We start from the raw sequence: 13,659 nt of genomic DNA on the forward strand, positions 1-13,659 counted from the left end.
TGATCATCGATCAAACAGATAGGATCGATAATGGCCATCGATGCCGTCAATTTGGGTCGGATCGACCTGAATTTGCTTGTTCATCTCAATGCGCTGCTCACCGAACGGAGCGTGACCCGGGCGGCCGGCTCCGTCGGCATCGGTCAATCCGCGATGAGCCACAATCTCGCGCGCCTGCGCGAACTGTTCGATGATGAGCTGCTCACGCGAGGGGCCGATGGCATGCGCCTCACCCCCCGTGCGATGACCTTGCTCGATCCGGTGCGGACGGCGCTCGCACAGGTTGAGGCGGTGCTGCTGCGCGACCAGACCTTCGACCCGGCCACCGCGGTGCGGACGTTCAGGCTCGGCCTGTCCGACAGCATGGAAATCCTGATCGTGCCGCGCCTTCTGGCGCGCATGCGCGAGATCGCGCCGGGCATTCACCTGCGGCTTTACAATGTCGATACGTCCCGGCTGCTCGATGACCTCGACGCCGACGAAGTGGATCTCGCGCTCTCCTATGGGCCGATCCAGCAAGGACAATTGCATCACAAGCAGCGCGTGCTGTTCACCGAGAGCTTTCTTTGCATGTTCAATGCCGAGAAGACCGGTGTCACGCCGCCCATCTCGCTCGAGGACTACGTCCGGCTTCCGCACGTGCTGACCAGCCTGCGGCCGGGGCGCAGCGTGCGCGGCTTCGTCGATGAAGCGCTCGAAGAGCTCGGCCTGCAGCGGTCCGTTGCGCTGACCACGCCGCGTTTCCTGACCGTGCCGTATCTGGTGGCGCAGGCGCCCGTGATCGTCACCATGGGCGAGCGGCTGGCGCGCCGCTTCGCCGCCGAACTCGGGCTCAGCCTCAGTCCGCCGCCGGTGAAGGTGAAGGACGTCACGGTGTCATTGCTGTGGCACGCGTCCTACCATCACGACCCGGCCCATGTCTGGTTGCGGGACCAGCTGGTCAAACTGGTCGCCGAACTGTGAGCCGGCACGGCGGGCGCGCCTCGCGCCGGCCTCGTCAGAACTTCTGTGTGATGCCGGCGTAGAAGCCGCGACGCGGGCCGTATTGCGGCGCGAACACGCCGATGCCGGAGCCGTCGCGGATCTGGTACACGGTGTCGAACAAATTGACGACGTCGAAACGCAGCGTGGTCGGCTTGTTTGGCGCGACAATGTTGAAGTCGTGCGAGACGCCGACGTTGACCTGCGCGTAGGGCGGCACCGTGCCGGTATTGGCGAAGCCGTCGCGCAAGCCTGAGCCGTAGATCACCGACGCGCTGAATTTGGTGTCGCGCCATTGGTACCAGCCGCCGACCGATGCGGTCAGCGTCTGGGCATGGTCGGTGTTGACGTAATTGTTGGCGATGTAGGCCAGCTCGTCCGGATCGAACAGATACTGGTTCGAGACAACCTGGGTGGCGACCTGCCTGGCGATCGCGACATTGCCGTAGAGATGCAGATTGTCGTGATCGTATCTCGCGGTCAGCTCGACACCTTCATTGGTGCCTTTCGCATAGTTGAAGGCGGTCAGGACGTAGGCCTGGCCGAACTGGCCGTCGTCGAGCAGATCGGTCGCGATCTTGTAATAGGCGTCCATGCCGACCTCGAGGCCCGGAATCGCGTATACTTTCTGTGTGACGCCGATGTCGAACACGTGCGAGCGCTCCGGCAGCACGGGGTCATTGGCGGTCGTCGCCGGCTGCGCCGTCGTGTTCTGCACCAGCGCAAGATTGGTCGGCGCCGCCAGCACTTGCTCGGGCGGCGTGAAGTTGCGGGCATAACCGGCATGGAAGGTCGTGCCGTCAGTGGGCTTCCATGTCAGGCTGATCCGCGGGCTCAGCTGGTTGGCATCGACATATTGCCACATCTGGTCGAAGCGCAGGCCGGCGTTGAGCGTGAGCTGGTTCGTGATCTTCCATTCGTCGGCGATGTAGGTGGAGAACAGATATCCGGTCTTGGCGCTGGAATCGAACACGGAGAGCGGCGCATCGATCGGGTTGCCGGAATCGTCGAGCGGCAGCACGGTCGAGCCGTTGTTGACCAGCGAGCGCTCGGCGCTGAACGCGACGCCGAACTTCAGCGTGTGCGCGAAGCCCAGCCGGTAGGCAGTGTCCTCCTGGATGCCGTTGATGAAGCTCTGGCGATAGACGTCCGACGCAACGCCGTTGAAGACGAGATCGCCGACCGGATCGGGCATGAAGTGCAGCTGGCTGTAGCGATTGAAATAGGCGATCTGGTAATCGAACCCGTCGCCGGCCTTCTGATAGGCCACGACGTTGAACTGGTTGAACTCGTGTTGCCGCTCGTTGAGCAGCGCGGAATCGAAGTTCGAGACGCCGTAGGCGGTGAAGGCCGGGGCCTGGCCGGGATTGTTGGGGATCTGATAGGCGCCGTTCGAGACGCCGCCGATATAGGTCAGCCGGCTGGTCGGATCGAGCGCGGTCGACACGTAGGCAAAGCCCTTCTCCTGATCGGTCCGGTCGTGGATGGCGCTGTAGGCCGGCGTCGGGTTCTCGATGCCGACATCGCTGCCGAAATAGCGGCCGGAGACGTAATACTGGGTTTGTCCGATCGTGCCGCCATAGTCGACGCTGGTCGTGAAATTGCCGTGGCTGCCGCCATAGACGCTGACGCTGCCGGAATTGTTGAAGGCGTCGGTCTTGGTCTGGATGTCGAGCACGCCGGCGGTGCGCAGGCCATACTGTGCGGGCAGCGCGCCCGTGATCAGCGCCATGCTGCCGACGATTCCGGTGTCGATGATCTGGCCGAAAGCGCCGACACCGTCGGGCAGCATGATCCCGTTGATGCGGTATTGCAGGTTGGCGTGCTCGTTGCGCACGTGCAGTTCACCGCTTGCGGCGGAGTCCTGCGAAACCCCGGGCGCCTGCAGCAGCGCCTTGTCGAGGGTGGTGTTGGTGCCCTGTGGCAGCGCCTCGAGGGCTTGCCGGCTCATCTGGTAGCTGTTGGCGCCGGTCGGCGCCAGCAGCGCCGCGCGGGCCTGGTCGAGCCGCGAGTTCTGGCTGGCGACGGCCTGAGCCTCGGTCTGTTCTGGAGATTCCGGCGTCGCCGATACCGCACCGGTTCTTCGCGCGCGGCGACCGCCTCCGGTCGTAACGCGCGTCTTCGGCTTGTTCGACCCGGCCGGCGCGGTGTGGCGCTGCGGTGCCGTCACCGTGATATCAGGAAGTGTCGTTGTCGGCGTGGTCGTCTGCCCGAATGCGGCGCCGTTGATCCCGCAGACCAAGAGCGATGCAGCGCCGGCGGCGGCGCGTCGTCTGATATGTCCTGACATGTTGGTTCTCGATCTCGCGAGGCTGCGATCCGGATCCTCACCGAAGGACGCGGTCGAGCCCGCCGTCGATGCGCGACGGCGAAATTCCCCATTGATCAAACGGCAGCCGATATGTGGCCGCGTTCGACGTTCAGTCGTGCAGGGAGTTCAGGAGATCGGAGGCGCGCGCGGCTGATAGTGCAGCCGGCCGATGTCGAGCGGCGCCGCATAATTGTCGATGTGCCAGGCGAGCAGAGCTGCGGCATCCGGCAGCTGGAGTGGCGGCAGCGCCGGCGCGGGCATCGCCGAATTGACCATCGCCACGACGGCGCAGATGGCGCAAAGGTCGGCGGCCTGATCGGAATCGGGATTCGAATAGGGCGCGTCGCGCGAGACGTTCTCGACATGTGCCGCTGATGACGTCGTCGCCTGTGCCGGCGCAATGGCATGAAAATGGCCGAACGACAGCACGAACTGGATCGACAGCGCCAACAGCGCCAGCCGAGCCCCGTGCCTGATGTTCGAACGAAACCACTTCATGACGACGCCATTTCCGCGTCGAGAGGTCACAAGACCGATGGACGGCGCCTGCGACGCGGTGTCGCACAGTTTCGAAAACGTGCCAGCCTGTCAATCCGCATTGCCCGTTGATGCGATCAATTTCCGGCCGTTCTGGTGATCGTGCAACACCGTGTTCGCGTCAGGCTGCTGGCCGAGTGGACGCCGCCCTATCCGGGGATCTGCCTTTATTATCCCAGCGGCCGCCACGTGCCCGCAGGCTTGCGCGCCTTCATCGATCTGATCCAGCAGCGGCGAAGGCAGGCTCCGGGCTGATCGCGTGGCTCCGGCATCTGTGAAATGGGGGCCCGGCTCGCGCCGCGCCCCCATTCCTCACTCCACGATCGCAGTGACCACGCCGGCACCGACGGTGCGGTTGCCTTCACGGATCGCAAAGCGCGACCGCGCCTCGAGCGCGATCGGCTTGTTGAGCTCGATCGTGAACTCGGCGCTGTCGCCCGGCATCACCATCTCGGCGCCGTCGGCGAGCTGGACGGTGCCGGTGACGTCGGCGGTCCGGAAGTAGAACTGCGGACGATAGTTGGCGAAGAACGGCGTGTGCCGGCCGCCTTCGTCCTTTGTCAGCACGTACACTTCCGCGCGGAAGGTCCGGTGCGGCGACGCACCACCCGGATGCGACAGCACCTGACCGCGCTGCACGAGAGCCTTGTCGATCCCGCGCAGCAGGCAGCCGACGTTGTCGCCGGCCTGCCCCTGATCGAGGATCTTCCGGTAGCTCTCGATGCTGGTCACGACCGACTTGCGGGTCTCGCCGAGGCCGACGATCTCGACCTCGTCGCCGATCCTGATCGTGCCGCGCTCGACCAGCCCGGTCACCACCGTGCCGCGGCCTGCGATCGACTGCACGCCCTCGATCGGCATCAGGAACGGGCGATCCTTCGGCCGCTCGGGCAGCTCGATATAAGCGTCGAGCGCCTCGAACAGTTTGAGGATCGCTTGATCCGCCAGCGGACCGTGCTCGCCGCGCAGCGCCTGCATCGCCGCACCGCGCACGACCGGTGCGTTGTCGCCGTCATACTGGTACTTCGACAACAGATCGCGCACCTCGATCTCGATGAGATCGACCAGCTCCGGATCGTCAGCGACGTCGCACTTGTTCAGGAACACCACGATGCGCGGCACGCCAATCTGGCGCGCGAGCAGGATGTGCTCGCGCGTCTGCGGCATCGGTCCGTCGACGGCGGAGACGACCAGGATCGCGCCGTCTATCTGCGCCGCGCCCGTGATCATGTTCTTCACATAATCGGCGTGGCCCGGGCAGTCGACGTGCGAGTAATGGCGTGCCGCCGTCGAGAACTCAACGTGGCTCGTCGCGATGGTCAGGATCTTCGTATCGTCACGCGTACCTTGCGCGGCCGACGCCTTGGCAACATCCTGGTAGGAGACGAACGCGCCCCAGCCGTGATCGGCTGAAACCTTCGTCATCGCTGCCGTTAGCGTCGTCTTGCCATGATCCACGTGGCCGATCGTGCCAACATTGCAGTTGGGCTTGAGGCGGATGAACTTCTCTTTGGCCATGGGACACCTGTGGTGTTCGAGCTCCCGTGCTGGGTTTGCACGACTCGAGGCACCGCGAGAGCCCGTTCGGCGCCAGGAGCCGCTTCCGCTCCGGGCTGCCTTCCAATGTCAGGTGTGACGTGAGGTCAGGTCCAAAGCAGAATGGCGGCGGACGAGGGCATTAGCCCTCCCGTCATCAGCATCGATGCTCGCTGTGACTGCCGCATGTTGGAAACCTGGGTCGCTCGCTCTACAAGAGGAGGCGCGTACATAAGCGGTCGCCGCGCGATTGGCAAGAGGCGGGGCTGTCGCGCCGAAGCGCAGCGCTGGCATTGTCGACGTCCGACGGGTATAGTTTGGCCGCACGTGACGGTAACCTGATGTCCACTTTCGCAAGCAAATCCGGTCTCGCAATCATCGCCGCAGTGCTCTGTCTCGGCGCCCAGCAGGCCAACGCCCAGGCCGGCCCCGTGCGCTACTGGACGCCAGGCTCGCTGTTCGGCTTCGGCGGCAGCCTGGCCGACGGCCAGAAGGCGGACACTTACGGCAACTTTCCGGGCTTCGACGCCACCGCCCCGCAAGGCGGCGACTTCTCGTATCTGAACGGCCGTCCGGATGGCTGGTTTATCGGTGGCGAAGGCGGCCGCGTCGGCTGGAACACGCTCGGTCAATCGGCGGCGTTCGGCTCGCTCGAATATCAGGGCGCGCAGGTCGGCTACAATTTCAAGGGTGTCGGTGATACGCCGGTGACGTTCTTCGCCGGCTTCGACTCGTTGAAATACAATCCGCCCGGCGCTGGCGGCCCGCTGGCGCCGTTCAGCGGCAATCCCGGCGTCAACGCCGGGTATACGGCGCGTGCGGGACTGGAGTTCCGCCCGACCTCGAATGTCACCCTGTCGTTCGGGGCCGGTTTCACCCAGCTTGGGGCGGAGCGCATGGACAGCGACATCCATTCGCAGCTGCTGCCCGGTCAGTCACCGGTTCTGTTCGGCGGCCGCTAGCGCGAAGCCGGCCGCGTGACGGTAGCGCGTCAGCGCAAGACCGCGGCGCTGCGCTCCTGATCCAACCAGAACTTCGACCAGCACCAAGAAGGCTCGAGCTCGCGAGCACAATCAGGATCGAACCATGGACATGCAAGGCAAGATCGCACTCGTCACCGCCGCGGCGTCGGGCGCCGGCCGCGCCGGCGCGCTCATTCTCGCGCGCGAGGGGGCGGCGGTCGCGGTGGTCGACCAGAACGAGGCCGGCGCGAAGGCGGTGGTCGACGAGATCAAAAAGGGCGGCGGACGCGCGCTGGCGCTGACCGGCGATCTGCGTGACGACGGCTTTGCGCGCGACATCGTCGCTGCGACCGTGAAGGAGTTCGGCGCGCTCGACTGCGTCTGGAATCATCTCGGCATTCCCGGGCCCTCTGTGATCGATGATCTGGAAGGCTGGGATCTCAGCGTCGATCTCAATCTGCGCTCGCAGCTGATCACGACCAACGCGGCGCTTGGGCAGATGACGGCGCGGCGCAAGGGCAGCATCCTGTTCACCGCATCGACCTCGGGCCTGGTCGGCTCGCCGTGGAGTCCGACCTATTCGGCGGCCAAGGCCGGCGTGATCGGCCTCGCGCGGGCGCTCGCCAAGCGCCACGCCAAAGACGGTGTGCGCGTCAACGCGATCTGTCCCGGCGCGATCGACACGCCGATGCTCCGGGTGTTCGTCAATCGGCCCGACCAGCCGGGCCACAACGAGGCCGACCCCGAGGAATTGATCAAGGCCGCGGTGACCCGTAACCCGATGGGCCGCGCGGCGCGCCCGGAGGAGATCGCCGAGGTTGCGGTGTTCCTGCTGTCTGACAAGGCCTCGTTCGTCACCGGCATCGCGATGCCGGTCGACGGCGGGACGGTGGCGTAGCCGTTTGATGGGTTGAAGTCGAGCTGTACCCTCGAAGGGAACTGCGCCCCCTCTCCCGCTTGCGGGGGAGGGTCGGGGTGGGGGTATCTCCGCGAGTCACATTGTGGAAAGAGCCCCCACCCGCATCGCATCTTCGATGCGATGCGACCTCCCCCGCAAGCGGGAGAGGTGGCAGCGAGTCTATCGCTGGACAAAATTAGCGAACGAGATTTCCCTGGAACTAAAATTTCGCCCTGATGCCGGCGTACGCGGCGAGCGGCATGCCGGGCACGAAGGTGCGCGGATCGCTCAGCTGCGCCATCAGGTTGGGGAGGCCGCCGGCGCTGGTAAAGCCGCCCGTTTGATAGAACGCGCCGCTCAGATAGTAGTGCCGGTTGAACACATTGTTGATCAGGCCGAACACCTCGATGTTCTTCGTGACCTGGTATGATGTGTGCAGATTGACGACCGAGTAGGCCGGCACCTTCGGGCTCTGGTTGGTGTAGTCATGGATGATCCACTGGCTGCCCACGAAATTGAGGTCGGCGCCGACCTTCCACGCATCTGTCACGTTGTAGTCGACGCCGGCCTTGAAGCGGTGCGCGGGAATGCCCGGGATGTGGTCACCCGGCGTGACGTTGACAAATTGCGCGCCGGCATCGTTGGTCAGCGCATTCGGATTGTTCGGCGAGGATAGCGTGATCGCGCTTCGATAGGTCGCGTCGACATAGGTGTAGTTGGCGTAGGTGTTCCAGCGATCGAAGCGATAGTCGAGCTTGGCCTCGATGCCCTGCCGCAGGGTCTGTCCGGCATTCTGGAAGAACCCGAAATTGTTGACGCCGAGCGGGCTCGTCACCTGGATGATGTCGTCGTCGGACAGGGTGTGGAACACGCCCAGGCCCCAGCTCAGCACGCCGGTCCTGGCGTCGCGGCCCCAGCTGCCGCGCAGGCCGGCCTCGACAGTGTGCGACACCACCTGCTTGAGCGGCGGGTCGGCCACCAGGAAGGTGTCGATCATGCAGGGATGGTTCGGATCGGAGCAGCCGAGCTCCAGCGGTGTCGGTGCGCGGTTGGCCTCCGAATAGCCGGCATAGGCGGTGAGGTTCGGGGTGATCTTGAAGGTGCCGCCGATCACCGGGTTGAACCGCTGGAAACGATTGCTGCTGTTGAGCAGGTCGTTGGTCCCGGTCTGGTCCTGCAGGTCGATCTGGGCATAGTTGAACCGTCCACCGGCGGTGACCGAGAACCTGCTCGTCACGTCGAACGTGTCGGTGAGGTAGACGCCCGTATAGGTGTTGGTGGCGCGCAGATCGACCGGGCTGAGACCGGCGTCGGGCTGGTTGATGAAGACTCCGGTGCCTGTCACGAACAGATTCTGGTCGACGGTGCCAAGCTCGCTGGTCGCGGTAAACTTGGTGTTGCCATGGTCGACGCTGACACCCATCACGACGTGGTTGTCATGCCCGAACAGTCTGTCGGTATTGGTGAACTGGGCCGTACCGCCAAAGCTGTTAGTGGCGGCCCGGTTACGATCGAGTTCGCCAAGGAAAGCGTTCCCCAGCGTGTTCGGAGTTGCGGGACCATCCGCAGGACCGAAAACCGGAAGGCCGTCGCCGATGCACAAATTCGTGGGATCGTCGCACGGCGCAACGTCAGTGCCGTTGCCGTCGGCATGGGTCTGCCGGAAGCCGCGGAAATAGGCGTTGCCCTGGAACGACCAGGTGTCCGAGAAATTATGGCTCAGCGTGGCGTTGACGAAGGCGAGCTGCAGCATCGTCGATTGCGGCCAGGTATAGACGCTCGACCAGCGCTGGTTGAGCATCTCGACCGGCGTTGCGGCGACGTTGCCGAGCAGATTGCTGGCGCCGGTGAAATTGACGTGGAATTCGGTGTCATCGTAGCGCGCGCCGATGTCGACATACATGCGGTTGACGTGCGACGAATTGGCGTAGTCGCGCCATCCGCGGTCATAGGCGGATTCGAACGCGGCATAGGCCGAGATATTGTCCTTCTGGCCGCCGGCCTGCACGCTGCCCTGCACGCGCCCAAAGGAGCCGCCGAACACTTCACCCTCGACGCCCTGATAGGTGAAGCCGTTCTTCATCTGGATGCTGAGCGCGCCGCCGATCGCGTTGAGGCCGAACACGGGGTTGTTGGGAACCAGCGACACCCGGTCGATGGCCTTTTCCGGGATGAAATCCCAGTTGACCACGTCGCCCCAGGATTCGTTGATGCGCACGCCGTTCTGATAGACCGCGATGCCCTGTGGCGTTCCCTGAACCGGCGAGGCGACGAAGCCGCGATAGTCGAGATTGCGCTGGAACGGGTTGCCGGTCTGGTCGGTGAGCGTGACGCCTGGCAGCTTGCGGTTCACCGAGTCGAGAAAGTTCGTCGAATAGTTGCGGCTGAAATCCGCCGAGGTCAGCACCTCGGTGTTGGACGGGATCTTGTCGCGATCGAGCAGGCTCGAATCCCGGTCGGAGGGGCCCGGGACCCCGGTACCGCCCTCGGGCGCCGCCGCGGTTTGGGCCGGCGCGGCCCGTGTTCGGGCGGTTCGCGAGGTCCGCACCACCGGCCGGGCGGCAGGCTTGATGCTGCGTGTGCCTGAAAGCGGTGAGGGGGCAATCACGGTGACCGGCGGCAGTTCGGTCGGGGCGGCGGTCTGGGCCTGCACCATCGTCAGCGGCGCTGCGGCTCCGATGGCGGTGAGCACGGCCGCAGCGCCGCGCGTCGTGGCCGAAGAAGACAAAAATCGTGTTGCCGTAAGCAACAACGCACCAGCCATAACGCCCACCCTGTTGTCCCGGTTCGACTTTTATCCCCGACGAACCTTGGTTTCGAGACTGCGGGAGCGCTGGTGCTTTGGCAAACAAGATGTGTCCCGGAGGTCCGGGATTCTTTTCCATCCGTGATCGGGAAAAATTCCCGATGCCGGTCGACGGGCCCGCCAACCGGTTGCGGGGCGATGATTCTCGTTGGTTTTGCGGAGACTTATGCCCACGAGGCAGGCATCCCGTCTCCTGGCCAGCGGCCGCAGGTCAATCCTTGAACTCGCAGCCGAGGCGCTGCAGGGCCTCATCGACCCAGCGGCGGTCGCTGGTGCCGGCGAGGATCTGCTGGATGGCTTTTTCCTCGGTCGCCTTCTTGGCCTCGGTCAGCTTGCAGACAGCTTCGGCGTCGTTATGGGGCACGCAGAGTACGCCGTCGTCGTCGGCCACGATGAGATCGCCGGGCTCGACGATCATGCCGTCGATCGAGATGGCGCAATTGATCTCGCCCGGGCCGTCCTTGTAGGGGCCGCGATGGGCGACGCCGGCGGCGAACACCGGGAACGATCCGGCGCGGATCGCGCCGGCATCGCGGATCGAGCCGTCGATCACGAAGCCCGCGACGCCCTTCTTCTCGGCCAGCGTCGACATGATCTCGCCGATGATGGCGTTGACCAGGACGCCGCCGGCGTCGACCACGATGACGTCGCCCGGTTGGGCCAGGTCGATCGCCTTGTGCACCATCAGATTGTCGCCGGGCCGGGTCTTCACGGTCAGCGCCGGGCCGCCGAGCCAGCCGCCGGCATGCATCGGCCGCAGCCGGTTGGTACCCGCGATCCGCGACATCACATCGCTGATATTGGCGACCGGCAGCGTGCGGTAGCGCGTGACGAGGTCGGGCGACACTTTCCGCTTCGCCTTGTGAATTGCAAATCCTATGGCCATCGGTGTTCTCCGGGGTCTGTTGGGGCGTGATTGCTTGGAGCACGATTGGATCGGGTCAAACTGTGGCCGCGCAGTAGATGGGCTCCCTCTCCCGCTTGCGGGGGAGGGCTGGGGTGGGGGCTCTCTCCACGAGTCATGCTGTGGAGAGAGCCCCCACCCGGATCGCATCTTCGATGCGATCCGACCTCCCCCGCAAGCGGGAGAGGTGAAGCGGGTCTGCGGCCATATCGGCTCAAGCATCAACTAATGCGCGCGGCGGTCGAGATGGGCGTTGAGGCGCGGATAGACGCGGCGGGCATTGCCTTCGAAGATCTTGGCCTTGTCCTCCGCGCTCAGCGGCAGCGCATCGATGTAGCGGCGGGTGTCGTCGAAGTGATGACCCGTTTCAGGATCGATGCCGCGGACCGCGCCGACCATCTCCGACGCAAACAGGATGTTCTCGACCGGGATCACCCGGGTCAACAGCTCGATGCCGGGGAGATGATAGACGCAGGTGTCGAAGAACACGTTCTTCAACAGATGCTCCGACAGCGGCGGCAGCTTCATGTCCTGCGCGAGGCCGCGGTAGCGGCCCCAGTGATACGGCACCGCGCCGCCGCCATGCGGGATGATGAACCGCAGGGTCGGGAATCGCTTGAACAGGTCCGAGGTCAGGAACTGCATGAAGGCGGTGGTATCGCCGTTGAGGTAATGCGCGCCGGTGCCATGGAAGCACGGATTGCAGGACGAAGAGACATGGACCATCGCCGGCACGTCGAGCTCAGCCATCTTCTCATAGAGAGGATACCACCATTCATCGGTCAGCGGCGGATCGCACCAATAGCCGCCGGCGGGATCGGGATTGAGGTTGCAGCCGACGAAGCCGAGCTGCGTCACGCAGCGCTCGAGCTCCTCGATGCAGTTCGCCGGCTTGACGCCGGGGCTCTGCGGCAGCTGGCACACGGGTACGAAATTCTGCGGGAACAGCGTGCAGACCCGGTGCACGAGGTCGTTGCAGATCGTGGTCCATTCCCGGCTGGTCGCTTCCTTGCCGACATGGTGCGCCATGCCGGCGGCGCGCGGCGAGAAGATGGTGACGTCGGTGCCACGCTCCTTCTGCAGGCGGAGCTGCGCGCCCTCGACGCTTGAGCGGATCTCGTCGTCGGTGATGCCGAGATTGGTGGTGAGCGGCCGGCGCGATTTGTCGGCGAGGCCGGCGAGCTGCTTGTCGCGGAAGATCTGCAGCTTGGCCGGCTCGGTGGTGTAATGGCCGTGACAGTCGATGATCATGGTTGCGTCCTTGCTGTTCCCTTTGGCAGGGTTGTCAGTGTGCGACGGTTGACGGGATCGCGCCCGTCAATTCCGTCTCGCGCGGTTTGACCCGCATGGTGGCGGCGATGGCGGAGGCGACGAACAGGAAGCCGGCGATGCCGACCAGTGCCCAGGAGAAGCTTCCGGTGGAGTCCTTGATCAGGCCGATGCACCAGGGGCCGATCAGGCCGCCGAACTGCGCCAGCGTGTTGACCATGGCGATCGCGGCGGCGCCGGCCGCGCCGGTCAGCAGCGAGGCGTTGATGCTCCAGAACAAGGGATTGCCGGCGTTCAGGCTGAAGCCGACGACGCAGAGGAACACGAAGGCCAGCACCGGGCTCGCGACATAGGCGCTGCCGAGCATCGCGACGGCGGCGAGCAGATAGACGGCCGCAAGATGAAACTTGCGGTCGCCTGTCTTGTCCGAGCTGCGGCTCACCACGATCGTGCCGACGACACCGAGCAGCGGCGGGATTGCCGACAGGAAGCCGACCTCGATGTTGCTGAGATGGCCCATGCCCTTGATGATCTGCGGCAGCCACAGCAGCAGGCCATAGATGCCGACCAGCGCGCAGCCGAACAACGCCGCCAGCAGCCAGACCCGGATATCGAGCACGCATTCGATCAACCTCTGCTGACCCTGTTGTTCGATCTCGGCCCGCTCAGTGGCGAGCTCGCCCTCCAGCCAGGCGGCCTGCTCTTTGGTGAGCCAGCTCGCCTTGGCGGGACGGTCGGTCAGATAATAGAGCGTGAAGAGGCCGAGCAGAATGGTCGGCACGCCCTCGGCGATGAACATCCATTGCCAGCCATGCAGGCCGGCCGCGCCGTCGAGGAAGGTCATGATGCTGGTCGAGATTGGCCCGCCGAGCACGGCCGAGAACGAGCCGGCGATGATGTAGCCGGCGACCGCGCGGGCCCGATAGCGCGCGGGGAACCAGTAGGTCAGATAAAGCACCACGCCGGGCATGAAGCCGGCTTCCGCGACGCCGAGGCTGAACCGCATCACGTAGAGGCTGAGCGGATTCCAGACAAAGGCGGTCAGCGTGGCGACGAGGCCCCAGGTGATCAGGATGCGCGCGAGCCAGATCCGCGCGCCGAGCCAGTGCAGCATCAAATTGCTCGGCACCTCGAGCACCATGTAGCCGAGGAAGAAGATGCTGGCGGCAAAGCCGAAGATCGCGGGGCTGAGGCCGAGGTCCTTGTTCATCGTCAGCCCGGCGTAGCCGAGATTGATGCGGTCGAGATAGTTGAAGAACATCATGACGAAGAGGATCGGGATCAGCCGCCAATAGACCCGGCGGATGGTTTGCTGTTCGAGCTCGCTGACGGACGCTTGGCCCATTGGAATCCTCCCTTGCTTTCTTGTTATCGCGCTTGTGATCCGAACCGGGCGGAGCGCCTGTTATTCGCGGCGATTTCGCATGGCTGACCGGCTGCGCGTGTTGCCCCTTG

Annotated in this window: 11 protein-coding genes; 4 read left to right on the forward strand and 7 right to left on the reverse strand. The window is 64.7% G+C overall.

Features of this window, described 5'->3' with window-relative positions:
• Window positions 1-30 precede the first annotated feature (30 nt).
• On the forward strand, window positions 31-963 hold the full coding sequence (locus AAFG07_RS09240; RefSeq protein ID WP_342726999.1) for a LysR family transcriptional regulator: 933 nt from the start codon (window positions 31-33) through the stop codon (window positions 961-963).
• A 34-nt stretch (window positions 964-997) separates the two neighbouring features.
• On the opposite strand, the gene AAFG07_RS09245 is transcribed toward AAFG07_RS09240, so the two are convergent.
• Window positions 998-3,271, reverse strand: a complete 2,274-nt coding sequence (locus AAFG07_RS09245) for a TonB-dependent receptor (RefSeq protein WP_342727000.1) — start codon at window positions 3,269-3,271, stop codon at window positions 998-1,000.
• A 147-nt stretch (window positions 3,272-3,418) separates the two neighbouring features.
• Window positions 3,419-3,790, reverse strand: coding sequence for a hypothetical protein (locus AAFG07_RS09250; RefSeq protein ID WP_342727001.1), 372 nt, complete (start codon window positions 3,788-3,790; stop codon window positions 3,419-3,421).
• A gap of 141 nt (window positions 3,791-3,931) precedes the next feature.
• On the opposite strand from AAFG07_RS09250, the gene AAFG07_RS09255 reads away from it, so the two are divergent.
• The gene (locus tag AAFG07_RS09255; protein ID WP_342729096.1) at window positions 3,932-4,084 is read left to right on the forward strand and encodes a LysR substrate-binding domain-containing protein; all 153 of its coding nucleotides are present in this window, start codon (window positions 3,932-3,934) and stop codon (window positions 4,082-4,084) included.
• 57 nt (window positions 4,085-4,141) lie between these two features.
• Here the strand turns inward: AAFG07_RS09255 and tuf are convergent, their stop codons facing one another.
• Entirely contained in the window at window positions 4,142-5,347 is a 1,206-nt protein-coding gene (gene tuf / locus AAFG07_RS09260; protein WP_342727002.1) for an elongation factor Tu, read from the reverse strand.
• Window positions 5,348-5,706: 359 nt separating this feature from the next.
• Between tuf and AAFG07_RS09265 the strand changes: the two genes are divergently transcribed.
• Together AAFG07_RS09265 and AAFG07_RS09270 are read left to right on the forward strand one after the other, a co-directional pair.
• Window positions 5,707-6,327 (forward strand): hypothetical protein, encoded by a 621-nt coding sequence (locus tag AAFG07_RS09265; protein WP_342727004.1) that lies wholly within the window; start codon window positions 5,707-5,709, stop codon window positions 6,325-6,327.
• A 124-nt stretch (window positions 6,328-6,451) separates the two neighbouring features.
• Window positions 6,452-7,225 carry an SDR family NAD(P)-dependent oxidoreductase gene (locus tag AAFG07_RS09270; protein WP_342727005.1) on the forward strand — a complete coding sequence of 258 codons (774 nt, stop codon included), beginning with the start codon at window positions 6,452-6,454 and terminating at the stop codon, window positions 7,223-7,225.
• 220 nt (window positions 7,226-7,445) lie between these two features.
• Here the strand turns inward: AAFG07_RS09270 and AAFG07_RS09275 are convergent, their stop codons facing one another.
• The 4 genes from AAFG07_RS09275 to AAFG07_RS09290 form a co-directional block, all read right to left on the reverse strand.
• Window positions 7,446-9,629 (reverse strand): TonB-dependent receptor, encoded by a 2,184-nt coding sequence (locus AAFG07_RS09275; protein ID WP_342729097.1) that lies wholly within the window; start codon window positions 9,627-9,629, stop codon window positions 7,446-7,448.
• Window positions 9,630-10,242: 613 nt separating this feature from the next.
• Window positions 10,243-10,917, reverse strand: coding sequence for an RraA family protein (locus AAFG07_RS09280; protein ID WP_342727006.1), 675 nt, complete (start codon window positions 10,915-10,917; stop codon window positions 10,243-10,245).
• 243 nt (window positions 10,918-11,160) lie between these two features.
• Entirely contained in the window at window positions 11,161-12,186 is a 1,026-nt protein-coding gene (locus AAFG07_RS09285; protein WP_342727007.1) for an amidohydrolase family protein, read from the reverse strand.
• A gap of 34 nt (window positions 12,187-12,220) precedes the next feature.
• A complete protein-coding gene (locus AAFG07_RS09290; protein WP_342727008.1) occupies window positions 12,221-13,549 on the reverse strand; it encodes an MFS transporter in 1,329 nt (442 codons plus the stop codon).
• Window positions 13,550-13,659: the final 110 nt, after the last annotated feature.

The sequence above is a fragment of the Bradyrhizobium sp. B097 genome, assembly GCF_038957035.1.
Lineage (GTDB): Bacteria > Pseudomonadota > Alphaproteobacteria > Rhizobiales > Xanthobacteraceae > Bradyrhizobium.

Excerpts from the sequence above, each read along its gene's own strand:
- AAFG07_RS09240 (WP_342726999.1), top strand. The coding sequence starts at position 31 with ATGGCCATCGATGCCGTCAATTTGGGTCGGATCGACCTGAATTTGCTT.
- AAFG07_RS09245 (WP_342727000.1), bottom strand. The coding sequence starts at position 3,271 with ATGTCAGGACATATCAGACGACGCGCCGCCGCCGGCGCTGCATCGCTC.
- AAFG07_RS09250 (WP_342727001.1), bottom strand. The coding sequence starts at position 3,790 with ATGAAGTGGTTTCGTTCGAACATCAGGCACGGGGCTCGGCTGGCGCTG.
- tuf (WP_342727002.1), bottom strand. The coding sequence starts at position 5,347 with ATGGCCAAAGAGAAGTTCATCCGCCTCAAGCCCAACTGCAATGTTGGC.
- AAFG07_RS09265 (WP_342727004.1), top strand. The coding sequence starts at position 5,707 with ATGTCCACTTTCGCAAGCAAATCCGGTCTCGCAATCATCGCCGCAGTG.
- AAFG07_RS09270 (WP_342727005.1), top strand. The coding sequence starts at position 6,452 with ATGGACATGCAAGGCAAGATCGCACTCGTCACCGCCGCGGCGTCGGGC.
- AAFG07_RS09280 (WP_342727006.1), bottom strand. The coding sequence starts at position 10,917 with ATGGCCATAGGATTTGCAATTCACAAGGCGAAGCGGAAAGTGTCGCCC.
- AAFG07_RS09285 (WP_342727007.1), bottom strand. The coding sequence starts at position 12,186 with ATGATCATCGACTGTCACGGCCATTACACCACCGAGCCGGCCAAGCTG.
- AAFG07_RS09290 (WP_342727008.1), bottom strand. The coding sequence starts at position 13,549 with ATGGGCCAAGCGTCCGTCAGCGAGCTCGAACAGCAAACCATCCGCCGG.